Origin of the sequence: Streptomyces cupreus, from assembly GCF_014257025.1 — a bacterium.
Lineage (GTDB): Bacteria > Actinomycetota > Actinomycetes > Streptomycetales > Streptomycetaceae > Streptomyces > Streptomyces cupreus.
Window position 1 is genome coordinate 1 of sequence record NZ_JACMSF010000003.1, and the last position, 21,784, is coordinate 21,784.

The window sequence follows — 21,784 nt, forward strand, 5'->3', positions numbered from 1 at the left end:
TTTCCGAAACCGCCGGGCCCTCCGTCGTTCCTCCACCGCTCCCCCACCCGCTCTCCCTCATGGATGGAGCGCAAGTCGAACACAGGGGAGGATTGGATTCCGCAGGTCAGGGGTATGACCGGCTACGACCGTTTCGAGCAGGCCGGCCATGTGGGAGGGACCCCAACATGCTCTTGGAAGCGCTGAGCTCCGCCATCCTCGGCCTGGCCCTTTCATGGGCGGCGGCCCACCGCCTGCCCCACCGCCTGCCCGCCCGCAAACTGGTCCTGCCGACGGGCATGGCCGGCGCCCTCTTCGGCGCGTTCGTCACGCACACGGCCCTGGACCCGGGAAACCTGTTCCTGATCCTCCTGGGCGCGGCGACAGTCTCAGCGGCGTCGCTCTCGCTCCTGCTCCGCCCGTCGGGAAGACGCCTGGGCCGCTCGGCAACGGCGTAGATCGAAAAGGGCGTTGAGCGGCAAGGGGAAAACTCCCTGGGGGCGGGGCTGTGTGCGGCTCCGCCGCGTGGGCGCGACCAGCCCCACGCACCCCGCAGCCGCGAATCAAACAGCAACCGCCCCCCACAGAGCGCTTACGCCGCCAACCCAAGCGCAGCCATCCGCTTGGTGTGCGCCTCAGTGATCCGAGAGAACATCCGCCCGACCTCAGCGAGGTCGAACCCGTCGGCCACCCCACCCACCAGCATCGTCGACAGCGCATCCCGATCCGCGACCACCCGCTGGGACTGCGACAGCGCCTCGCCCATCAGCCGTCGCGCCCACAGAGCGAGCCGCCCGCCCACACGAGGATCCGCCTCGATCGCGGCCCGCACCTTCTCCACCGCGAACCCTGCATGCCCCGTGTCGTCCAGCACAGCGAGCACCAGCTCACGCGTGTCCGAGTCGAGCCGGGCCGCGACCTCCCGATAGAAGTCACTGGCGATCGAGTCACCGACGTACGCCTTGACGAGCCCCTCCAGCCAGTCCGACGGCGCCGTCTGCCTGTGGAAGCCGTCCAGCGCGGCGACGAACGGTTCCATCGCCCGCGTCGGCTCCTCGCCGATCAAGGTCAGCCGGTCGCGCAGCTGCTCGAAGTGATGGAACTCGGCCGACGCCATCTTCGCCAGCTCCGCCTTGTCCTCCAGCGTCGGCGCCAGCTTGGCGTCCTCCGCGAGCCGTTCGAACGCCGCCAGCTCCCCGTAGGCGAGCGCGCCGAGCAGATCGACGACCGCGGCGCGGTACTGCGGGTCGGCGGAGGCCGTCGCCCAGTCCTGGGCGGCGACGCCGGTGTGTTCGACGGGGGCTTCCGAGCTGTCCGCGGCGGGGTCAGGCTTGTCAGAGGTGGTCATGAAGCGCACAATAGCCCGCTCTCCGCGCGGGGGAAGTCCCTGGTCAATCAGTGTGACGACGACTACGTGACCAATTCGGCCATCGCATGTGCGCGATTCCGGGGTATGGTGGTAATGCGCCTGCTGAGTACGTCGACGTAATTCGACGGTGTCTCGACGGGCCGCACGTATGAGGATGCCCGGTCGGTGGCCCGATCGGCTCCGACCCGACAGCCCCTCGTCCGTACGGCACAGTGCGTACGGATTCCCGGGGGGACACCCTCAGCGGTACGAGCGCTAGAGCGTCGGCAGTGGTCCCGTGCCTTACGGCCCGACCGTATGGCAGCCGACGTCCCCCGGCACGGTCCGTCAAAGACCCCCGCGCTCGCCTCGCACCGCGCACACAGAAGAGGCAGCACCCTGACTACGACTTTCCGCGATCTCGGGATTCTCACCGAGACGGCCGAGGCCCTCGAAGCCGTCGGCATCATCAACCCCTTCCCCATCCAGGAGATGACGCTCCCCGTCGCCCTCTCCGGCACGGACGTCATCGGCCAGGCCAAGACCGGCACCGGCAAGACGCTGGGCTTCGGCCTTCCGCTTCTTGAGCGCGTCACCGTTCCCGCCGACGTCGAGGCCGGGCGCGCCAAGCCCGAGGACCTCACCGACGCCCCGCAGGCGCTCGTCGTCGTCCCCACGCGCGAGCTCTGCACGCAGGTCACCAACGACCTGCTGACCGCCGGCAAGGTGCGTAACGTCCGCGTTCTCGCGATCTACGGCGGCCGTGCCTACGAGCCTCAGGTCGAGGCCCTGAAGAAGGGCGTCGACGTCATCGTCGGCACCCCGGGCCGGCTGCTGGACCTCGCGGGCCAGAAGAAGCTCAACCTCAAGCACATCAAGGCGCTCGTCCTCGACGAGGCCGACGAGATGCTCGACCTGGGCTTCCTGCCCGACGTCGAGAAGATCATCGACATGCTGCCGGCCCGCCGTCAGACCATGCTGTTCTCGGCGACCATGCCGGGCGCGGTCATCGGCCTGGCGCGCCGCTACATGTCGCAGCCCACGCACATCCGCGCCACCGCGCCGGACGACGAGGGCGTGACGGTCGCGAACATCTCGCAGCACGTGTACCGCGCGCACAACATGGACAAGCCCGAGATGGTCGCACGCATACTGCAGGCCGACGGCCGGGGACTGGCCATGGTCTTCTGCCGTACGAAGCGCACCGCCGCCGATCTCGCCGACCAGCTCAAGCAGCGTGGCTTCGCCTCCGGCGCGGTCCACGGCGACCTGGGCCAGGGCGCCCGTGAGCAGGCACTGCGCGCCTTCCGCAACGGCAAGGTGGACGTCCTCGTCTGCACCGACGTCGCCGCCCGCGGTATCGACGTCGAGGGCGTGACGCACGTCATCAACTACCAGTCGCCGGAAGACGAGAAGACGTATCTGCACCGTGTCGGCCGTACGGGCCGCGCGGGCGCGTCGGGTACGGCGATCACGCTCGTCGACTGGGACGACATCCCGCGCTGGCAGCTGATCAACAAGGCGCTGGAGCTCAGCTTCAACGACCCGCCGGAGACGTACTCCACCTCCCCGCACTTCTTCGAGGAGCTGAACATCCCCGCGGGCACCAAGGGGGTCCTGCCGCGCTCGGAGCGGACGCGCGCCGGTCTTGAGGCGGAGGAGCTCGAGGACCTCGGCGAGACCGGCGGTCGCGGTGCGCGTGGGCGTGGCCGGGGCGGTCGTGGTGACGGCCGGGACGAGTCCCGTTCCGCCGACCGCGAGCGTTCGGACCGCACCCCGCGCCGTCGCCGCCGCACTCGCGGCGGGTCCGCGCTGGACCCGAACGCGGCTCCGGCACCGGCCGGCACGGACGCGCCCGAGGCTGCTCCGGCGGCCGAGGAGGCCACCGCGACCCGCACCCCGCGCCGCCGTCGCCGCACCCGTGGCGGGGCAGCACCGGAGTCGGTGCCGACGACGTCCACGGTGACGGAGTCGGCGGAGGCCGCGGTGGACACCGCCGAGGCGATCACCGAGGAGGCCCCGGCCAAGCCGCGCCGCCGCCGCACCCGCAAGTCCACGGAGCCGACGGTGATTTCGGTGGAGCAGACGGTCGTGGAGACCCCGGCACCGCCGGCAGAGCCCACGGAGTCCGAGCCGGAGCCCGCCAAGCCGCGCCGCCGCACCCGCAAGACGGCCGAACCGGCCGCGGAGGCCGCGGTCGACACCGCGGAGACGGCAGAGGCAAGGCCGCGCCGCACCCGCAAGGCGGCTGAGGCCCCGGTCGACACCGCCGAGACGACGGAAGCCAAGCCGCGCCGCACGCGTAAGGCGGCGGAGGCCGCGGTCGACACGGCCGAAGCCACCGAGGCCAAGCCGAAGACGCGCCGCACCCGCAAGGCCGTAGAGACGGCCCCCGAGCCGGAGGCGACCACCGAGGCAAAGCCCCGCCGCACCCGCAAGGCAACGACAGCCGCCGAGACCGCGGTCGACACCGCCGAAGCCACCGAGGCCAAGCCGAAGACGCGCCGCACCCGCAAGGCCGTAGAGACGGCCCCCGAGCCGGAGGCGACCACCGAGGCAAAGCCCCGCCGCACCCGCAAGGCAACGGCAACCGCCGAGACCGCGCTGGACACCGCCGAAGCCACCGAGGCCAAGCCCAAGGTCCGCCGCACTCGCAAGGTCGCCGCGACGGCGCCCGAGCCGGAGGCTGCCGCCGAGGCCAAGCCGAGGACGCGCCGCACCCGCAAGGTGACCGAGCCGGCCGGCATCCCGGCCCAGGCCACGGAAGCCCCGGAGGTCGCCGAGGCGAAGCCCAAGGTCCGCCGTACCCGCAAGGCCACGGTCGCCGCAGAGCCCACGGAGAGCTGATCTCCCACGCGAACGGCCCGGTCCCACCCCGAGTGGGACCGGGCCGTTCGCTTTCCCCGGCCTTGGCCACCCCGCCCACCCACGAAAGAACCCGGCCTCCAACCCCGCTACCCTCACCCCGTGACGACCCCCGCCCCACCCCCCGACGCCCGCGCTCACCAACTCCGCACCCCCCGCGGAGCCTTCGCCGTGGTCGACTCCCCCGTACCCCCCGGAGTGGAACAGCGTGGCGTCGCCCTGCTCCTCCCCGGCTTCACGGGCAGCAAAGAGGACTTCGCCCTCCTGCACGCACCGCTGGCAGCGCGCGGTTACCGGAGCGTGGCCATCGACGGACGGGGACAGTACGAGTCGGACGGGCCCGCCGACGACGAATCCGCTTACGCACGAGAAGAGTTGGCGCTGGACGTCCTCGCGCAGGCCGAAGCCGTCGGCGCCCCCGCCCATCTGCTCGGGCACTCCTTCGGCGGCCAGATCGCCCGTGCCGCCGTTCTCCTCGACGCCTCTCCCTTCCGGTCCCTGACGCTCGTCGCGTCCGGGCCGGCCCAGATCTCCGTGCCCCAGCAGCAGCGCGTCAAACTGCTCCGCGACGCGCTCGCCGTGATGACGATGCCGGAGGTGTGGGAGGCGATCCTGGCCATGGGACCGCCGGAGGAGGTCGGCGGACCTGCCCGCGGGATCGGCGGCATCGACCAGCTGCGCCGACGCTGGCTCGGCAACAAGCCCGCCCAACTCCGAGCCGCGGGCCACCAGTTGTGCACCGAGCCGGACCGCGTCGCCGAACTCGCCGCCGTACCGCTGCCGTTCCATGTCCTGTCGGGCGAGAAGGACGACACCTGGCCCGTGCCGCTCCTCGACGACATGGCCCTGCGGCTCGGCGCCCGCCGCACCGTCATCCCCGGCGCCGAGCACTCCCCCAACGCCGAACAGCCCCTCGCCACCGCCGACGCCCTCGCCGACTTCTGGGACGGCAACGGCTAGTACTGCGCCTGCAAGTGCTCCCAGAACCCGTCCCGCAGCGCCCGCCGCAGGTCCGCCTGCCCGCGCAGGGAGTACTGGAGAAGCCCCTCCGCCTCCACCAGCAGGTCCTGGTCGACGGAGCCCGGCAGATAGGGGTGCCCGGGCAGGAGTTCCACCAGGGACTCCCTGCCCCGGGCCGCCAGCCACTTCGCCGCGATCTGCGCGCCCACGAAGCGGACGTCCTCGCGGGTGGGCCGGGCCGCCGTGCTCTCGTAGGCGGCCGTGCGCCGGGAGACGTACGGCTTGAAGAAGTCGAGGTCGAAGGTGCGCTGGCTGTCGACCTCCCAGAGCAGCGGCTCGGCCTGGTTGCGTCCCTCCGGCGCCTCGATGCCCCACAGGTGGACCCGGGCGCCGTACCCCTGCGCCGCCTCCACCGCGGAGACCAGGTCCTCGTCGCCGCCGAGGAGCGCCGCGTCGCTGATGGCGCGGTGCCGGGCGAGTGACTCCAGATCGCTGCGGATCAGGGAGTCGACGCCCTTCTGCTGGTTGTTGGCGTTGAGGTTGCCGAGCCGCACCTTCACGTCCGGCAGCTCGGCGATCGACTGCTGTTCCGCCGTGTGGATACGGCGTCTCGCGCCGTCGTACCAGTAGACGCGCAGCAGTCTGCTGTCCGCGAAGATCGTCCGGGCGCGGTCGATGAGGGCCTCGATCAGGCCCTCGGCGTCCAGGTCGAAGGCGCGCCGGTCCTCGGTCCCGGCGACCAGCCGGCCCGCGGCCGCGTACAGATACCCCGCGTCGACGAAGATCGCATGGGTCGAGGGTGTCTTCGCCACCTCGGCGAGCATGCGCTGGAGCAACGCGTTGGTGCGGTCGATACGGGCGCCGAGCGCCGTGAGGTCGTCGTTCATCGCTTCCATTGTCCCGGCGGTCACGCTGCGAACACAACCGGTCCCGCTCGGTCCCCCACGTGCCGCTTACCGGTCAGTAATTAGCCGTTCGAAAAATTTCTTTAGCGTAGGGAATGTTTGTAACACGCAAGCCGTTGACTCCTACGTATCAAGGAACCAGACGAAGGGAGAAGCGATGCGCTTCGAGATCATGCGACTCGATGAGGTCGACGGTACGACCGTGGACAGCACCGTCGTGGATGCCGCCTCCGTCAACCGTATCGTTCAGCAGGCCGCAGCGATCGGACAGCGGCTGTGGATCCGCCCGGCCGAGGCCTCCGCCTCGTAACCCGGATCCGCCCAAAAGTTCCAGGGCCCCGTACGGAAACGCCGTACGGGGCCCTGTGCATGTCAGCGGTCAGCTCGCCTGGATCACCTGCGTGACGCCGTTGATGATCTGCTGCACGGCGATCGCGGAGAGCATCATGCCCGCGAGCCGGGTCACCAGCACCACACCGCCGTCCTTGATGAGCCGGATGATCAGCAGCGAGTACCGCATCACCAGCCACAGCACGACATGGATGGCGAGAATCGCCGTCCACACCGAGACCTGCATGGCCACGCTGTCGGCCTTCTGCACGGCCAGGATGACGGACACGATCGCACCGGGCCCCGCCAGCAGCGGCATGCCCAGCGGTACGAGGGCGACATTGACGTCCTTGGTCTGCTTCGGCTCGTCCGTCTTGCCGGTGAGCAGGTCCAGCGCGATGAGCAGGAGCAGCAGCCCGCCCGCGATCATCAGCGCGGGCACGGACACATGCAGATAGTTCAGGATCTGGTGGCCGAGCAGCCCGAAGACGGTGATCACTCCGCCGGCCACACAGACGGCCTGGAACGCCATCCGCTTCTGCACCTTCGCGGGGCGTCCCGAGGTCAGCGCCAGGAAGATCGGGGTGATCCCAGGGGGATCCATGATGACAAAAAGGGTCAGAAAGAGAGAGCCGAAGACGGCAACGTCGAACATCAGTGAGGCCTTGCGAAGAAACGAACGGGGGTGAGTGTGAGGGGGGTGCCTCAGGCTCCGCCGGTCCCGGGGACCGGGAACGCCCCGGTCGCGCGCCGTGTGATCTCGCCGTAGACGTCGGGGTCGGTCGTGTACTCGCCGAGCACACAGGTCTTGCGGCTGCCGTGGTAGTCGCTGGAGCCCGTCATCAGCAGACCGAGCTCCTTGCCGAGGCCGCGCAGCCGCGCCCGGGTGTCCGGGTCGTGGTCCATGTGGTCGACCTCGATGCCGTCGAGTCCGGCCGCGGCGAGTTCCGCGACGGCAGACTCGGGGACCGTACGGCCCCGCTTGGCTGCCGCCGGGTGCGCGAACACGGCGACTCCGCCCGCGCCCTTGATCAGCCGGATCGCCTCGAAGGGATCCGTCTCGTGCTTCTCCACGAAGGCCCGCCCGCCGTCGGCCAGCCAGTCCTGCGTGAAGGCGTCGCCCACGGTCGGCACGACCCCGAGCTCGACCAGCGCGGTGGCGACATGCGGCCGCCCGACGGAACCGTCCCCGGCGATCCGCAGGACCTGTTCCCAGGTCACCGGCACACCCAGCTCGTTCAGCTTGGCGACCATCCCCTTCGCCCGCGGCACCCGGTCGTCCCGCACCAGCTCCCGCTCGGCGAGCAGCGCCGGCTCCTCGGGATCGAAGAGGTAGGCCAGCATGTGCATGCTGATCCCGTCGATACGACAGGACAGTTCGGCACCGGTGACGAGCGTGAGCCCCTCGGGCAGCGCGGCGATGGCCTCGGCGTACCCACGGGTGGTGTCGTGATCGGTGAGCGCCACGACGTCAAGACCGGCAGCGGCGGCGTTGCGCACCAGCTCAGCCGGGCTGTCCGTACCGTCGGAAGCGGTGGAGTGGGTGTGCAGATCGATACGCACGCGCGAGCTCCAACGGGGACGGACGGAAAGGGGACACGCCAAGGATAGCGGCTGATTCACCCACCCGTGTCACACCCGCTCTCCAGGTTCACTTCTTACGAACCGGCCGTGCCGGGGCCCGGGCGCCCTACGGCTCGAGCAAGCGCGGCGACAAGGCTCCGCATGGCACCAGGTCCACCTCGGCCCCCGCATCCCGCAGATCCGTCAGCACCAGCTCGTCGTACATCAGCAGACCCGTCTGCTCGGGCCACACCACGGCCCACAGCCACAGCCCCAGGGCCTCGCCGGCGAACACGGCACGGTCGTCCGGCGTCTTGTTGACATGCCACAGCGGAGTCGGCCGCCCCGCCGCCAGCACCTTGGTCTGAGCCGGCTTCTCGACGTTCATGTACGGCCCCGGATCCGGCCCGTCGATGCCCGCGTACCGCGCTCCGAGCCCGACCCCGAGCTCCTCGGCGACCAGGATCAGCTCGCCCATACCGCCCAGCGGACCGGGGCCGGTGCAGGCGACGGCGGTCGCGCGTCCCCCACTGCGGTCGTCGCCCGCGCAGGCGACACCCGTGAACAGCCAGCCGACCGGCAAGGGCCACGGCATCCACACCGGCACCTGGGTGCGATGCACGACGACGCTGAGAGCCTCGACGCTGGGCGGGATCACGGGCTGCAGCGGATGCACGGTGCCATGAACATCGCACTGCCAGGAATCGGCGAAGAGTCCGGGAGCCCTGACCCGGCCACCACACTTCGGGCAACTGGGTTCGCCCCTCATAGGGCTCCACGGTCCTACCCCTTCTCCGCCACGTCAAGGACGATCACCCGTCCGGGCGGAACCGCCTGGGTCTCCTCGGCAGCCGAGGGCCGTGTGGACGACGGCCCGCGCATCCGCCGTCGCCTTCTTGGGCATCGGCCTCGTCGACCCGATCCCGCCGTCGATCTTCGTCTCCAGCCGGCTCGACCTCCGCCCTCGCGGTGGTCTTCGCGGGCCTCGCCGGCACCTCCGGCTCGGTCGCCGAGCTCGTCGGCTTCCGGGCAGGCCAGGGTCTCGGCAACGCGCTCTTCGTGTCCACCGCGCTCGCGGTGATCGTCGGCGCGGCGGAGGTCGGGGTCACGGTGTTCGCCAACTGACGGATACCGGTGGCTGGTTGGTGAGCTTGCTCACGTCCTCGCTCACGCCAGCGAGACGGAAGCGCGGGACGGATCCCTGAGGTCCGTCCCGTTCGTCAGCCAGCGCTCCTGGAGGGCCCCGGCGCCGTGCACGCGCTTCCAGGCGGCCTCGTTCGGGGTCATGGGGAGCAGCGGCAGGAAGTGGACCGGGTCCATGGGCTCGTCCAGTTCCAGGTCCTCGACCAGACCACCCGGCTCGGCGACCAGGACCGAGCTGAACGGGGCGCCGGGCCACAGCGGCTCGCCGACGTCCAGCGAGGCGCCGGGCGCCACGACCACGCCCTCGACCTGCGGGGACGCGGCCAGCACGGCGAGCGCGCGGAGCACCTTGTCGGTGTCGGCGAGGCCCGCGCGGACCGAGAGGACCAGCTCGGCGCGGGGCCCCTTGACCGGGTCGGCGAGCATCGCGGTGGGGTCCGTCATGGGGTGCGTGGACATGCCGAGGGTGGCGTAGCGGACGATGTCGTCCTCGTGGAAGCGCAGCACCTCGATGCGGTCCGTACCGAGGAAGGTGACCGCGGCGCGGGCGTCCGGTTCGCCGAGCGCGGAGCGCAACCGGGCCTCGACCAGAGGAAGAACATCAGCCATGCCGCGAGCATAGAACTCGTCAGTACCGGGCAAAGCAGCGCCTTGACACTTCAGTCGGCTGATACTCTTGCCCGGTGGTTCGGGGCAGCACGCTGAAGCGTCGCGGTCAAGCCCCGACGCCGACGACACTCCCTTACGAGGGACCGGCCGGAGGAGGTGGGGCTGCAATGGATCGAAGTCGACCGTGCAGTAGCACCCGCTCTTCCCGCCGCTGACGTAGCTGCTCTGCTTCTAGCCGGCTGCCACCTCTCGCCTGCCTTTCACCGCGGAAGAGCCTTCGTTTCGTTTTGCCTGATCTGTCAGTCAGCAGCAGTAGCTGAAACAGCAGCGATGCTCGCCACCGCGACGGTGCGGTGCTCCCCGCTTTGTGGACGTGCCAAACATCTGAAGTCAGGACGTCCCCATTCCGGGTAGTTCCACCCGTCGTAGCGGCCTTTCGTTGCCTGCTCGCGAAGGAGCCTGCCATGTCGATGATCCGTGACCTGCGTGCCGCGGTCCGCCCGTCCCGTCCCTCGCTGCACAAGAGCGTGCGCATGGACAGCGGTGCGTACGACACCACCCGTGACCCCGCGACGCCCTCCGCCGTCGTCGACTGCGCCGTCTACCGCGACGGCGCGCGCGTCGAGAGCGGAGGGCAGCTGAGCCCGCACGAGGCGATGCGCCGGGTGCGGCGCGACGGAGGGTTCGTGTGGATCGGGCTGCATGAGCCGACCGAGGCCGAATTCGCCGGTATCGCCGCCGAGTTCGGGCTGCACCCGCTGGCCGTGGAGGACGCCGTCCAGGCCCATCAGCGGCCGAAGCTGGAGCGCTACGACGACTCCCTGTTCACCGTGTTCAAGACCGTCCACTACGTCGAGCACGACGAACTCACCGCCACCAGCGAGGTGGTGGAGACCGGCGAGGTCATGTGCTTCACCGGACGGGACTTCTTCATCACCGTCCGGCACGGCGGACAGGGCTCGCTGCGGGCGCTTCGGCACCGGCTCCAGGACGACCCGGAGCTGCTCGCCAAGGGCCCCTCGGCGGTGCTGCACGCCATCGCCGACCATGTGGTCGACGGGTACATCGCGGTGGCCGACGCGCTCCAGGACGACATCGACGACGTGGAGACGGACGTCTTCTCGCCGGGCCGCAAGGGCACGCCGCGCGGTACGGACGCCGGCCGGATCTACCAACTCAAGCGCGAGATCCTGGAGTTCAAGCGTGCGGTGTCGCCGCTGCTGCGGCCGATGCAGCTGCTGAGCGAGCGGCCGATGCGACTGATCGACCCGGACATCCAGAAGTACTTCCGGGACGTCGCCGACCACCTCGCCCGCGTCCAGGAGCAGGTCGTCGGGTTCGACGAGCTCCTGAACTCCATCCTCCAGGCCAACCTCGCGCAGGCGTCCGTGGCGCAGAACGAGGACATGCGGAAGATCACCTCATGGGCCGCGATCATCGCCGTACCGACGATGGTCTGTGGTGTGTACGGCATGAACTTCGACTACATGCCCGAGCTGCGCTGGAAGTTCGGATACCCGCTGGTGCTCGGCGTCACGGTGATGATCTGCCTCGGCATCCACCGCACGCTGAAGCGCAACGGCTGGCTCTAGGGAGCGTCCGGCGGGGCTGACTAGGCTGGGCTCATGACAAGTGAGCTGCTCGATCAGGCCCTCGTCGAGGAGGCCACGAAGAAGTCCGGGCTGATCTGGGTCAAGGCGCCCGGTGTCCCGGCCCGGGCGCTGTGGCACGTGTGGCACGAGGGCGCGGCGTGTGTCGTCGGGGACGGGCCCGGCGAGCAGCCGCTGCCGGGGCTCGCCGACGGGGGCGAGGCCGAGGTGACGGTCCGCAGCAAGGACAAGGGCGGCCGGCTGGTCTCCTGGACGGCGAAGGTCGTGGAGCTGACCTCGGGGTCCGAGCAGTGGGAGGCGACGGTCGCCGAGCTCAAGGGCAAGCGGCTGAACGCCCCGGACGGCGAGGCGATGCCGGAGCGCTGGGGGCGGGAGTGCCGGGTGCTGCGGCTGGTGCCGACGGGATCGACCGCGCCGCTGCCGGACCGCGACCTGTCCTCGGCGCCGCTGCCGTCCCCGGCGACCACACGCCGGCCGATCCCCGCGGGGCTGCCGAAACTGCTCATGAAGCGGCGCAAGCGCAAGTAGCGCCCCTACGACGTCGGCAGCTGCTTGCCGTAGTCCACCGTCTCGTCCTTCTTCGGCTCCTCCAGGGTGAAGTTCTCGCCCCAGGAGGAGAAGGTCAGCGTGCCCGCGCCGCCGCCGCGCACCAGGCGCAGGGGGTACGGCGTGCCCTCCAGGGAGACGTCCAGCGTGCCGCCGGAGCCGCCGTCGCCGGTGATGCGGATCGTGCGGGTGCCGGACTGCTCATGGCGGCCGTCGGTCTCGACCTTGCCGTGCAGGGTCAGCAGGCCCTCCAGCAGCACGTCCAGATCCGTGAACCCGCTGAACTTCTTGTACGAGGGATCGCCCTCGGGCACCTTGACGTACTTGCCGTCGAGCTTGGCGGTCGCCGCCGCGTCCGCGTCGCCGTTGCTCCAGAAGTCCGCGTCCGCCATCAGGAACAACTGCTCGTCGATCCTCAGCAGCCGGAAGGTCGCCCCTTCTGCGGTGACCGAGCCCACGCCGCCGTCGGCCTTCAGGCGCATGTCGAGTGTGTAGGTGCGCCCGCTGGTGACCACGTTCCCGGCCAGGCGTACCGCGTCGGCGGACTCGGCGGCGCCCACGGTCTTGCGCTGGATCTGGTCGGCGGGCAGCTTGCCGAGCCCGTTCGTCCCCGCGTCGGGGTCCTCACTGCTGCATCCCGTCAGACCCGTCACGACCAGGGCGCACAGCGCGCTCAGCAGCGCCGCCCGGCGGGTACGGCCCTGGGGAATTGCAGTCACTGGTGGGGCTGCCTTTCTGACGGGGTCCTGATCGGCGTACGGCAGCGTACCGGGGTCCTGGCAGCCCGGCGGAGCCAGTCCGTCCGGACCGCTCACCAGGGCGTATCCGATCGGGACGGGCTAGCCTGAAGCCCATCCGAGCGGGCAAAGCGGACACCCGCAGGTCGAGGAGGTGCGGTCATGGCAGGAGGCACCCCCCGGGTTTTCGTCTCGCACCTGGCCGGCGTCGCCGCCTTCGACCCGAACGGCGACCAGGTGGGCCGGGTCCGCGACCTGGTCGTCATGCTGCGCGTCGGCCGCCGGCCGCCCCGGCTGCTCGGTCTGGTCGTCGAACTGTCCACCCGGCGCCGCATCTTCCTGCCCATGACCCGGGTGACCAGCATCGAGTCGGGCCAGGTCATCACCACCGGTGTGCTCAACGTCCGCCGCTTCGAGCAGCGGCCGACCGAGCGGCTGGTCTTCGGTGAGCTGCTGGACCGGCGGGTCACGCTTGTCGATACCGGCGAGGAGGTCACGGTCCTGGATCTGTCGGTGCAGCAGTTGCCGGCCCGGCGGGACTGGGAGATCGACCGGGTGTTCGTGCGCAAGGGCGGCAAGAGCGGGCCGCTCCGGCGCGCCAAGGGCGAGTCGCTGACCGTCGAGTGGTCCGCCGTCACCGGTTTCTCGCTGGAGGAGAAGGGCCAGGGCGCCGAGAGCCTGCTCGCAACCTTCGAGCAACTGCGCCCCGCCGACCTCGCCAACGTGCTGCACCACCTCTCCCCCAAACGGCGCGCCGAGGTCGCCGCCGCCCTCGACGACGACCGCCTGGCCGACGTGCTCGAAGAGCTGCCGGAAGACGACCAGATCGAGATCCTCGGCAAGCTGAAGGAGGAACGGGCCGCCGACGTCCTGGAGGCCATGGACCCCGACGACGCGGCCGACCTGCTCTCCGAGCTGCCGGAGGAGGACAAGGAGCGGCTGCTGAGCCTGATGGAGCCCGCCGACGCGGCGGACATGCGGCGGCTGATGGCGTACGAGGAACGCACGGCCGGCGGTCTGATGACGACCGAGCCGATCGTGCTGCGGCCCGACGCCACCGTCGCCGACGCCCTGGCCCGGGTCCGCAACGCCGACCTCTCCCCCGCGCTCGCCGCCCAGGTCTACGTCTGCCGCCCGCCCGACGAGACCCCGACCGGCAAGTACCTCGGCACGGTCCACTTCCAGCGCCTGTTGCGCGATCCGCCGTACACGCTCGTCAGCTCGCTGGTCGACGACGATCTGCAACCGCTGGACCCGGACGCCGCGCTGCCCGTCGTCGTCGGATTCTTCGCCACGTACGACATGGTCGCGGCGCCCGTCGTCGACGAGTCCGGGTCGCTGCTGGGCGCGATCACCGTGGACGACGTACTGGACCACATGCTGCCCGAGGACTGGCGGGAGACGGAGTTCCATCTGGACGAGGACGAGGGGGCCCCGGCGCATGGCTCCTGAGCGCGAGGGCGGACGCGAGCGCGTCCTGTCCGGGGCGACCGCCACCACCCGGCCGCGCGTCCGTCTGGACCAGCCACGGGCGCCGCGCCGCCGGTTCCTGCCGGAATGGGACCCGGAGGCCTTCGGACGGCTCTCGGAGCGGATCGCCCGCTTCATCGGCACCGGACGGTTCCTCGTCTGGATGACGGTCGTGATCATCGTGTGGGTGCTGTGGAACATCGCCGCGCCGAGCTTCCTGAAGTTCGACGAGTACCCGTTCATCTTCCTGACCCTGGCGCTGTCCCTGCAGGCCTCCTACGCGGCCCCGCTGATCCTGCTCGCGCAGAACCGGCAGGACGACCGCGACCGGGTCAACCTCGAACAGGACCGCAAGCAGAACGAGCGGTCGATCGCGGACACCGAGTACCTCACCCGGGAGATCGCCGCGCTCCGGATCGGCCTCGGCGAGGTGGCCACCCGCGACTGGATCCGCTCCGAGCTCCAGGACGTGCTCAAAGAGCTGGACGGACACCGTCCTGTGGACGGCCCGGTCGTATTCCCGGCAGAACGCTCGCACGGACGTGACGTAGACGACCGCTGACGGGCATCCCGAGGGCCCCTCGAATCGCCGTACCATCGTCCTTATGGCTACGGAAGACGCGGTGCGTGAAGCACTGTCGACGGTGAACGACCCCGAGATCAACCGCCCCATCACCGAACTCGGGATGGTCAAGTCGGTGGAGATCGGCGCGGACGGAGCGGTCGCGGTCACCGTGTACCTGACGGTTTCCGGCTGCCCGATGCGGGACACGATCACGCAGCGCGTTACGGAGGCGGTCTCCCGGGTCGAGGGAGTCACCCGGGTCGACGTCACGCTCGACGTCATGAGCGACGAGCAGCGCAAGGAGCTGGCGACCGCGCTGCGCGGCGGCCAGACCGAGCGCGAGGTCCCCTTCGCCAAGCCGGGCTCGCTCACCCGTGTGTACGCGGTCGCCTCCGGCAAGGGCGGCGTCGGCAAGTCGTCGGTGACGGTGAACCTGGCGGCGGCGATGGCGGCGGACGGTCTGAAGGTCGGTGTCGTGGACGCCGACATCTACGGCCACTCCGTGCCGCGCATGCTCGGCGCCGACGGCCGTCCCACCCAGGTCGAGAACATGATCATGCCGCCGTCCGCGAACGGCGTGAAGGTGATCTCCATCGGCATGTTCACGCCGGGCAACGCGCCGGTCGTGTGGCGCGGCCCGATGCTGCACCGCGCGCTCCAGCAGTTCCTGGCGGATGTGTACTGGGGCGACCTGGACGTCCTGCTCCTGGACCTGCCGCCCGGCACCGGTGACATCGCCATCTCGGTGGCCCAGCTGGTCCCGAACGCCGAGATCCTGGTCGTGACGACCCCGCAGCAGGCCGCCGCCGAGGTGGCCGAGCGGGCCGGCTCCATCGCCGTCCAGACCCACCAGAAGATCGTCGGCGTGGTCGAGAACATGTCCGGGCTGCCCTGCCCGCACTGCGACGAGATGGTCGACGTCTTCGGCACGGGCGGCGGCCAGACGGTCGCCGACGGCCTGACCCGCACGACCGGCGCCACGGTCCCGGTCCTCGGCGCCATCCCGATCGACGTCCGCCTGCGCGAGGGCGGCGACGAGGGCAAGCCGGTGGTCCTGACCGACCCCGACAGCCCGGCGGGCAGCGCGCTGCGCGCGATCGCGGGGAAGCTCGGCGGGCGGCAGAGGGGCCTTTCGGGGCTGTCCTTGGGGATCACGCCCAAGAACAAGTTCTGACCGGCCGACAACGCAGGGGCGCCGCATTCCGACGGCGCCCCTTTGTCATGCGTACTCGCCGATGTCCTTGATCATGGCGAAGCCAAGACCGTACGCACTCATGCCCCGCCCGTACGCCCCCACATGCACGCCCTCCTGCGTGGACCCGGCGAGCACCCACCCGAACTCGGACTCCCGGTAGTGGAAGGGCGTGGGAGCACCGTCGACGGGCAGAGACAGCGTCGACCACTCGGACCCATCCAGATCGTCGGCCAGCGCCCACGCCGTCTCGGTCTGCTGCTCCAGCCAGTCGTCCCGCAGCGAGTGGTCCATCTGCCCGGGCCAGGTGAAGGACAGCAGCCCAACACCCGCCAGCCAGGCGGCCGAAGAGACGGACGTGGCCTCAAGAAGCCCCGTCCCGTCCGCACTCCTGCGGGACGGACTCGCCGCGACGGTCACCACGACCGCGAACTTCTCCCGGTCCTCCGTCGCCTCACTGCGTACCGAGGGCTCGTCGCCGTGTCCGATCGACCCGTGCTCGACGGCCCCGTCGGCCGCCGTACCGACCTGCATCAGCCAGCGCGGCCCCGTGAACGCCTCGTCGAGGCCGTACCACGGGAAGGGCGCCAGCAGGTAGCCGTCGACCGTACGCCGGGCGGAGGGGACCTGTTGTCCGCCCTCCGCGGCCGGCGCCTGTGCGACTGCCTGACTCGTCGTCTCCATGTGCCCGGACGCCTCCTTGCTCTCGGCGGACCGGGGCGGCCCGCCCCCCTTCGGGCGGCCTCGCTTTTTGGCGTACGGCCCGCACAACAACTCGGCAGCATAGCCACACTGCTGTGAGCAGCCGGGAAACCGCCCGGCGCGCGGGGCGTCAGGGCGGCGTGTTCAGGCCGTGCGGGCGCCTTGAGGCGGTATGAAACGCATCACGTACGCGCGCGTACGGCTCAGGTGGCGTCCGCGTCGTAGGGCGGGCGCTCGTCGGGCTTCTTCGTCATGTCGACGCGGTCGCCGGACGAGGAGGAGGACGAGGACGAGTCGGAGTCGCGGCCGTGGACCACGTCCGTGACCTCGGCCATCTCCTTCTTCAGGTCGAAGCCGTTGCGGATCTCCTTGAGCCCCAGGTCGTCGTTGTCCAGCTGCTTGCGGATGAACGTCTTGGGGTTGAGGTCCTCGAACTCGAAGTCCTTGAACTCCGGGCCGAGTTCCTGCCTGATGTCCTGCTTGGCGCTCTCCGAGAACTCGCGGATCTTACGGATCGTCCGCGTGACGTCCTGGATGACCTTCGGGAGCTTGTCCGGACCGAAGACGAGCACGGCAAGGACGATGAGCGTCACCAGCTCTAGCGGTCCTATGTCATTGAACACCTGAAGCTCCTTGCGATCCGGGCCGGGTCCACGGTACCTGCCGTTCCCGTACGACCGGTACTGTCCCGTCGGCTCCGTGTGTGCGCGGATGGCGGGTTTTCCGCGTTGTTTGCCTTGTGGGAGGCGGTGCCTGCCCGTACCTGTGAGGTTCTTGTCAGTTGCCGTCCGAGGAGCCGAGCACCAGCGAGATGGTGAGCTCCTCGCCATCGCGCTCCAGGGTGAGTTCGAGGCGGTCGCCGGGGCGGTGGGCGCGGGTCTTGACGATCAGTTCCTCGCCGGAGTGCACGCGCTGGCCGTCGACCTCGGTGATCACGTCGCCGGGCTCGATGCCTGCCTTGTCGCCGGGACCGCCCGTGGTGACCGCGGGGCCGCCGTCGCTGCCCTTGATGCCGACGCGCGCGCCGTCGCCCGCGTAGTCCATGTCGAGGGTGACGCCGATGACCGGGTGGGTGGCCCGTCCGGTGTTGATCAGCTCCTCGGCCACGCGCTTGCCCTGGTTGATCGGGATGGCAAACCCGAGCCCTATCGAACCGGCCTGACCGCCGTCCAGCTCGGAGCTGTCGGCGGAGCGGATGGCGGAGTTGATGCCGATGACATGGGCCTTGGCGTCGAGCAGGGGCCCGCCGGAGTTGCCGGGGTTGATGGGGGCGTCGGTCTGGAGGGCGTCGACATAGGACACATCGCTGGCGTCGCCGCTCTCGCCGCCGGCGGTGATGGGCCGCTCCTTGGCGCTGATGATGCCGGAGGTGACGGTGCCGGCCAGGTCGAAGGGGGCGCCGATGGCGACGACGGGGTCGCCGACCTGGACGTTGTCGGAGTTGCCGAGGGTCATCGGGGTCAGCCCTTTGACGCCGGTCACCTTCACCACGGCGAGGTCGTATCCGCTGTCCCGTCCGACGACGGTGGCCTTGGCGGTGTCACCGCTGTGGAAGGTCACGGAGATCTCGCCGTCGGATCCGGCGGGCTCGACGACGTGGTTGTTGGTGAGGATGTGGCCCCGGTCGTCGAGCACGAACCCGGTGCCGGTGCCCTGCTCCTCGGAACCGGACACATGCAGGGTCACCACACTGGGCAGCGCCCGCGCGGCGATCCCGGCCACGCTGTCCGGAGCCCGCCCGGTGGGCTCGGCAGCGGCCTGCGGCAGCTCTACGTCCCCCACACCGCCGTTCCGCTCCATATACGCCCCTACGACCCCTCCGACGCCCCCGGAGACGAGGGCGAGCAGCAGCGCACCGGTGAGCAGCAGCCGCTTGCCCTTCTTGCGCCGCTGGTCCTTGGTGGGGACGGCGGCGCCGTTCTGCTGGAGGGGGCTGGAGAAGGGGGCCGCGGCCCAGGGGTCGTAGTTCTTCCAGGGGGCGGGAGCGGCGGCGCTGGGCAGCGGGGCCGGGGGCGGAAGAGGGGCGCCGTGTGCCGGGGCGGGCGTCGGCGCCGGTACGGCCGTGCCGTGCGCCGGGGTCGTCGCCGGGTGCTGCACGGGCGGGGCGGGCGCCCAGGGGCCTGGCTCGCCATAGGGCGGGGTGCTGTAGGGGTCGGGGTCGTGCAGGGGGCGGGGGCGCTCGTCGGCGGGCGCTACGACTGTGTCGGCGGGCGTTACGGCGTCCACGGCACCGGAGTCGGCAGACCCCGCGACCTCGGTCGCCGGAACCGTCTCCGCGGCGGGCCGGCTCAGCTCATAGTCACCGTCCGCGTTCGGAACCGGGGCCGGTCCGGGCGGCAACGCCTCGGCCGCGCCGTCCGTCTGAGCCGAAGGCCCCTGGAGCCTAGGACGGCTCCACCATTTCGCCTTCGTGGGCTTCCCCTCGTTCATGCTCTCCCCACAGCCGGCCGCGGCACGCTCGTCGGCGGTCGCCGCGGCTCCTCGAACTCCGCCTCCGCGCCCGGCTGCCAGCCATGAGCGCGGCCCACCCTGGATTCAACCAGGTTCATGGGCCGCCGCGCAGAGGCCAGGTCAGCGGTCGGTGCTGGAGGAGGTGGCGGAGATGGACGGGGAGGAGGTCGGGTCGGGGACGGGTGCGGCGAGCAGGCCCGGAGTGGCGACCTCCGGGGCGGTGTGCCAGGTGGTCAGGGTGAGCGGCGGGGCGGTGCTGAGCGGGCGTATGAGCGGGGACATGGCGGCGGCGCCCGCGACCACCGGGGTGGTCAGCGAGTCCTGGGAGCCCTGCGCCTGGCCGGCGCCCAGCACGGGCGCTCCGGGCAGCAGAGGCGCGGACACCGCGGTCGGGGCGACCGGGGTGTCGCCGAGCGCCCGCTGTCCCTGCACGAGCAGAGGTCCGACGCCACGGCGGCGCTGGTTCTCCGGTGCCGTCGACGCTCCGGTGCCCTGGCTGCGCGCCGGGGTCACATTGCTGCCGGAGCCGGAACCGCGCGCGTCCGTCTCGGCCGGGACGCCGGTGGTGACACCGCCGAGCGCGATGGCGGCCAGCGACACCGCTCCGGCGGCGACGAAGGCGAACCGCAGCCCGCGCGAGGACGGCCGGTCGACGTCGGGGCGGCCGACGGGGTGCACCCGGAAGCCGCCCGCCGAGGAGCCGGTGAGCGCGGGAGTGTGCGGCCGGGCGGGGACGTAGCCGAACTCGAAGCGCTCGCCGCGCCTCACGCCGAAGGCGCCGGTGGTGGGGCGCTCGGCGAAACCGCCGAAGGCTCCCCCGCCCAGCGGTGAGCCACCGCTGCCCGGGTCACCTCCCGGCAGGCCCTGGAGACGGGCCAGGAAGCTCTCGGAGGGAGACGGCGGGGCCGCCTCCGCGAAGACGTTCTTCAGCCGGCGCTGGGCGTCCGCCTCCGCCTTGCACTTGGCGCAGGTGGCCAGGTGGGCGAGGACCCGCTCGCGCGAGTCATGACCGAGCTCTCCGTCCACCAGGGCGGAGAGTCGGTCTCCAAGATGCTGCTCGGCGAGGCGCCGCTCGCCGGGATCGGGCCGGGATCCACTCACGCGGACGCGCCCCCTCCCCCCAGTGCGGGCACACGCGGCACGAAGGACCGACGCTCGGCCCGGGCCTCCGGGGAGCGGTGCGCGAGGGCCTTGCGCAGCTGCGAGCGGCCGCGGTGGATACGGGAGCGGACGGTGCCGAGCTTGACGCCGAGGGTCGCGGCGATCTCCTCGTAGGAGAGCCCCTCGATGTCGCACAGGACGACCGCGGCGCGGAACTCGGGCGCGAGGGTGTCGAGGGCCTGCTGGACGTCGGCGTCGAAGTGCGCGTCGTTGAAGACCTGCTGCGGGGACGGCTCCCGGCTGGGCAGGCGCTCGGCCGCGTCCTCGCCGAGGGCGTCGAAGCGGATGCGCTGCTTGCGGCGGACCATGTCCAGGAAGAGGTTGGTGGTGATGCGGTGCAGCCAGCCCTCGAAGGTGCCCGGGGTGTAGGTGGACAGCGAGCGGAAGACGCGGACGAAGACCTCCTGGGTGAGATCCTCGGCGTCGTGCTGGTTGCCGGTGAGCCGGTACGCGAGGCGGTAGACGCGGCCGCTGTGCGTGCTGACGATCTCCTCCCACGTGGGCGGAGTCCACGCCTGCCCGTCCGCGTCGGTGGAGAAGGTCGCGGTCTGGGCGTAGTGGTCGGCGTGGTCAGCAGCGGTGTCGTTCACGGATTTCGGCCTGCCCGCCGATCCGAGAAAGCGCCGTAGCACTCCTCCCCGATCCACAGGCGCAGCCGCACCTCCCCTGTCGGCTCTGGTGGTGTCCAGTGGAGCCCCTACCATAGCCACCTCGCCCGTTAGCTCCGGATAAGCGGTTTTACGAGAATTTGATCTGGGCTGATACGGCTCATGCGACTGCGTCAGCATGTGCTCGACCTCCGGCCCGCCGTCGTGATCCAACCGTGTCCCCCCTGTCGTCTCCCACCCTTCTAAACGCCCGGTCCCATCTGCGGGTTCCCGGCCGCAGCGGATACAGTCACGCCCAGGCAACCACGGGGACAGGAGAGGGTCATTACCGGCAACCGGCAGACGAGCTGGGCGTTCGCCGACGCCTATGTCGCCGAGGACGACGCGCTGCGCTGGGCCCGCGACCGGGCCCGCGAGGCAGGGCTGCGCTCGGTGTCGCCCGGCACGGGCGCGGCGCTGCGGTTGCTCGCCGCCACCGTGGACGCGAAAGCGGTCGCGGAGATCGGCACCGGGACCGGCGTCTCCGGCATCCATCTGCTGCACGGCATGCGCCCCGACGGCGTGCTGACCACCGTGGACCCCGAGCCGGAGCACCAGCAGTTCGCCCGGCAGGCCTTCCGGGCCTCCGGCTTCGCCAGCAACCGGGCGCGGTTCATCCCCGGCCGCGCGCTGGACGTGCTGCCCCGGCTCGCGGACGCCGGCTACGACCTCGTCTTCTGCGACGGCGATCGTCTTGAGTTCCTGGACTACCTCGCTGAATCGTTGCGCCTGCTGCGTCCGGGTGGCCTGGTGGTCTTCGAGGGCGTTTTCGCGAACGGCCGTACGGTCGACTCGGGCCCGCAGCCGACGGAGGTGCTGCGACTGCGTGAGCTGCTGCGCGCGGTGCGCGAGAGCCAGGATCTGGTGCCCTCGCTGCTGCCGGTGGGCGACGGGCTGCTGTGCGCGGTCAAGCGCTGACGCCTGGAGCGGTACGGCCGTAAAACAACCGCCCCGGCACCTCATGGGATGCCGGGGCGGTTGAAAGAGTATGGTCGCTTGCG

22 protein-coding genes and 1 pseudogene are annotated in these 21,784 nt (G+C 70.8%); 11 read left to right on the forward strand and 12 right to left on the reverse strand.

Features of this window, described 5'->3' with window-relative positions; genetic code table 11:
• Nucleotides 1-167 precede the first annotated feature (167 nt).
• Nucleotides 168-437, forward strand: a complete 270-nt coding sequence (locus H4N64_RS03365; protein WP_186280570.1) for a hypothetical protein — start codon at nucleotides 168-170, stop codon at nucleotides 435-437.
• 134 nt (nucleotides 438-571) lie between these two features.
• Here the strand turns inward: H4N64_RS03365 and H4N64_RS03370 are convergent, their stop codons facing one another.
• Nucleotides 572-1,336, reverse strand: a complete 765-nt coding sequence (locus H4N64_RS03370; protein ID WP_186280571.1) for a ferritin-like fold-containing protein — start codon at nucleotides 1,334-1,336, stop codon at nucleotides 572-574.
• A 309-nt stretch (nucleotides 1,337-1,645) separates the two neighbouring features.
• Here H4N64_RS03370 and H4N64_RS03375 point away from each other — a divergent pair, with 309 nt between their 5' ends.
• Both H4N64_RS03375 and H4N64_RS03380 read left to right on the forward strand, forming a co-directional pair.
• On the forward strand, nucleotides 1,646-4,174 hold the full coding sequence (locus tag H4N64_RS03375) for a DEAD/DEAH box helicase (RefSeq protein WP_186280572.1): 2,529 nt from the start codon (nucleotides 1,646-1,648) through the stop codon (nucleotides 4,172-4,174).
• Nucleotides 4,175-4,294: 120 nt separating this feature from the next.
• Nucleotides 4,295-5,152 (forward strand): alpha/beta fold hydrolase, encoded by an 858-nt coding sequence (locus H4N64_RS03380; protein WP_186280573.1) that lies wholly within the window; start codon nucleotides 4,295-4,297, stop codon nucleotides 5,150-5,152.
• Here the strand turns inward: H4N64_RS03380 and H4N64_RS03385 are convergent.
• The gene (locus tag H4N64_RS03385) at nucleotides 5,149-6,039 is read right to left on the reverse strand and encodes an NYN domain-containing protein (RefSeq protein ID WP_186280574.1); all 891 of its coding nucleotides are present in this window, start codon (nucleotides 6,037-6,039) and stop codon (nucleotides 5,149-5,151) included. The genes H4N64_RS03380 and H4N64_RS03385 overlap by 4 nt on opposite strands.
• Before the next feature lie 175 nt (nucleotides 6,040-6,214).
• Between H4N64_RS03385 and H4N64_RS03390 the strand changes: the two genes are divergently transcribed.
• Nucleotides 6,215-6,367, forward strand: a complete 153-nt coding sequence (locus H4N64_RS03390) for a hypothetical protein (RefSeq protein WP_167357496.1) — start codon at nucleotides 6,215-6,217, stop codon at nucleotides 6,365-6,367.
• Nucleotides 6,368-6,436: 69 nt separating this feature from the next.
• On the opposite strand, the gene H4N64_RS03395 is transcribed toward H4N64_RS03390, so the two are convergent.
• The 3 genes from H4N64_RS03395 to H4N64_RS03405 all read right to left on the reverse strand — a co-directional run bounded on the left by H4N64_RS03395 (nucleotide 6,437) and on the right by H4N64_RS03405 (nucleotide 8,719).
• Nucleotides 6,437-7,042, reverse strand: a complete 606-nt coding sequence (locus tag H4N64_RS03395) for a MarC family protein (protein WP_186280575.1) — start codon at nucleotides 7,040-7,042, stop codon at nucleotides 6,437-6,439.
• Nucleotides 7,043-7,092: 50 nt separating this feature from the next.
• Nucleotides 7,093-7,950: a PHP domain-containing protein gene (locus H4N64_RS03400; RefSeq protein WP_186280576.1), complete on the reverse strand. Its 858-nt coding sequence runs from the start codon at nucleotides 7,948-7,950 to the stop codon at nucleotides 7,093-7,095.
• 127 nt (nucleotides 7,951-8,077) lie between these two features.
• The gene (locus H4N64_RS03405) at nucleotides 8,078-8,719 is read right to left on the reverse strand and encodes a DUF6758 family protein (RefSeq protein ID WP_186280577.1); all 642 of its coding nucleotides are present in this window, start codon (nucleotides 8,717-8,719) and stop codon (nucleotides 8,078-8,080) included.
• A gap of 91 nt (nucleotides 8,720-8,810) precedes the next feature.
• On the opposite strand from H4N64_RS03405, the pseudogene H4N64_RS03410 reads away from it, so the two are divergent.
• Nucleotides 8,811-9,054 (forward strand): annotated as a pseudogene (locus H4N64_RS03410) (MFS transporter); the annotation flags it as partial.
• A gap of 63 nt (nucleotides 9,055-9,117) precedes the next feature.
• Here the strand turns inward: H4N64_RS03410 and H4N64_RS03415 are convergent.
• Nucleotides 9,118-9,702, reverse strand: coding sequence for a suppressor of fused domain protein (locus H4N64_RS03415; RefSeq protein WP_186280578.1), 585 nt, complete (start codon nucleotides 9,700-9,702; stop codon nucleotides 9,118-9,120).
• 464 nt (nucleotides 9,703-10,166) lie between these two features.
• Here H4N64_RS03415 and H4N64_RS03420 point away from each other — a divergent pair, with 464 nt between their 5' ends.
• Nucleotides 10,167-11,294, forward strand: coding sequence for a magnesium and cobalt transport protein CorA (locus tag H4N64_RS03420; RefSeq protein WP_186280579.1), 1,128 nt, complete (start codon nucleotides 10,167-10,169; stop codon nucleotides 11,292-11,294).
• A 33-nt stretch (nucleotides 11,295-11,327) separates the two neighbouring features.
• Nucleotides 11,328-11,840, forward strand: a complete 513-nt coding sequence (locus H4N64_RS03425) for a hypothetical protein (protein ID WP_186280580.1) — start codon at nucleotides 11,328-11,330, stop codon at nucleotides 11,838-11,840.
• A 5-nt stretch (nucleotides 11,841-11,845) separates the two neighbouring features.
• Here the strand turns inward: H4N64_RS03425 and H4N64_RS03430 are convergent, their stop codons facing one another.
• Nucleotides 11,846-12,577, reverse strand: coding sequence for a hypothetical protein (locus tag H4N64_RS03430; protein WP_186280581.1), 732 nt, complete (start codon nucleotides 12,575-12,577; stop codon nucleotides 11,846-11,848).
• A gap of 180 nt (nucleotides 12,578-12,757) precedes the next feature.
• Between H4N64_RS03430 and H4N64_RS03435 the strand changes: the two genes are divergently transcribed.
• The 3 genes from H4N64_RS03435 to H4N64_RS03445 are packed head-to-tail and all read left to right on the forward strand — an operon-like array spanning nucleotide 12,758 to nucleotide 15,804.
• On the forward strand, nucleotides 12,758-14,047 hold the full coding sequence (locus H4N64_RS03435; RefSeq protein ID WP_186280582.1) for a magnesium transporter MgtE N-terminal domain-containing protein: 1,290 nt from the start codon (nucleotides 12,758-12,760) through the stop codon (nucleotides 14,045-14,047).
• Nucleotides 14,037-14,627 (forward strand): DUF1003 domain-containing protein, encoded by a 591-nt coding sequence (locus tag H4N64_RS03440; protein WP_186280583.1) that lies wholly within the window; start codon nucleotides 14,037-14,039, stop codon nucleotides 14,625-14,627. Before H4N64_RS03435 ends, H4N64_RS03440 begins: the two co-directional genes overlap by 11 nt.
• Before the next feature lie 43 nt (nucleotides 14,628-14,670).
• A complete protein-coding gene (locus H4N64_RS03445) occupies nucleotides 14,671-15,804 on the forward strand; it encodes an Mrp/NBP35 family ATP-binding protein (RefSeq protein WP_186280584.1) in 1,134 nt (377 codons plus the stop codon).
• 45 nt (nucleotides 15,805-15,849) lie between these two features.
• Here the strand turns inward: H4N64_RS03445 and H4N64_RS03450 are convergent, their stop codons facing one another.
• From H4N64_RS03450 to sigE, 5 genes are all read right to left on the reverse strand, one after another.
• Complete coding sequence (locus H4N64_RS03450; protein ID WP_186280585.1) at nucleotides 15,850-16,506, reverse strand: hypothetical protein; 657 nt, start codon at nucleotides 16,504-16,506, stop codon at nucleotides 15,850-15,852.
• A 221-nt stretch (nucleotides 16,507-16,727) separates the two neighbouring features.
• Nucleotides 16,728-17,147: a sec-independent translocase gene (locus tag H4N64_RS03455; RefSeq protein WP_186280586.1), complete on the reverse strand. Its 420-nt coding sequence runs from the start codon at nucleotides 17,145-17,147 to the stop codon at nucleotides 16,728-16,730.
• Nucleotides 17,148-17,301: 154 nt separating this feature from the next.
• Nucleotides 17,302-18,954, reverse strand: a complete 1,653-nt coding sequence (locus H4N64_RS03460; RefSeq protein ID WP_186280587.1) for a S1C family serine protease — start codon at nucleotides 18,952-18,954, stop codon at nucleotides 17,302-17,304.
• 141 nt (nucleotides 18,955-19,095) lie between these two features.
• On the reverse strand, nucleotides 19,096-20,076 hold the full coding sequence (locus H4N64_RS03465) for a zf-HC2 domain-containing protein (protein ID WP_186280588.1): 981 nt from the start codon (nucleotides 20,074-20,076) through the stop codon (nucleotides 19,096-19,098).
• Nucleotides 20,073-20,768 carry an RNA polymerase sigma factor SigE gene (gene sigE / locus H4N64_RS03470; protein WP_186280820.1) on the reverse strand — a complete coding sequence of 232 codons (696 nt, stop codon included), beginning with the start codon at nucleotides 20,766-20,768 and terminating at the stop codon, nucleotides 20,073-20,075. Before sigE ends, H4N64_RS03465 begins: the two co-directional genes overlap by 4 nt.
• A 234-nt stretch (nucleotides 20,769-21,002) precedes the next feature.
• Here sigE and H4N64_RS03475 point away from each other — a divergent pair, with 234 nt between their 5' ends.
• Nucleotides 21,003-21,701, forward strand: coding sequence for an O-methyltransferase (locus H4N64_RS03475; protein WP_336246631.1), 699 nt, complete (start codon nucleotides 21,003-21,005; stop codon nucleotides 21,699-21,701).
• The last annotated feature ends 83 nt before the right edge of the window (nucleotides 21,702-21,784 follow it).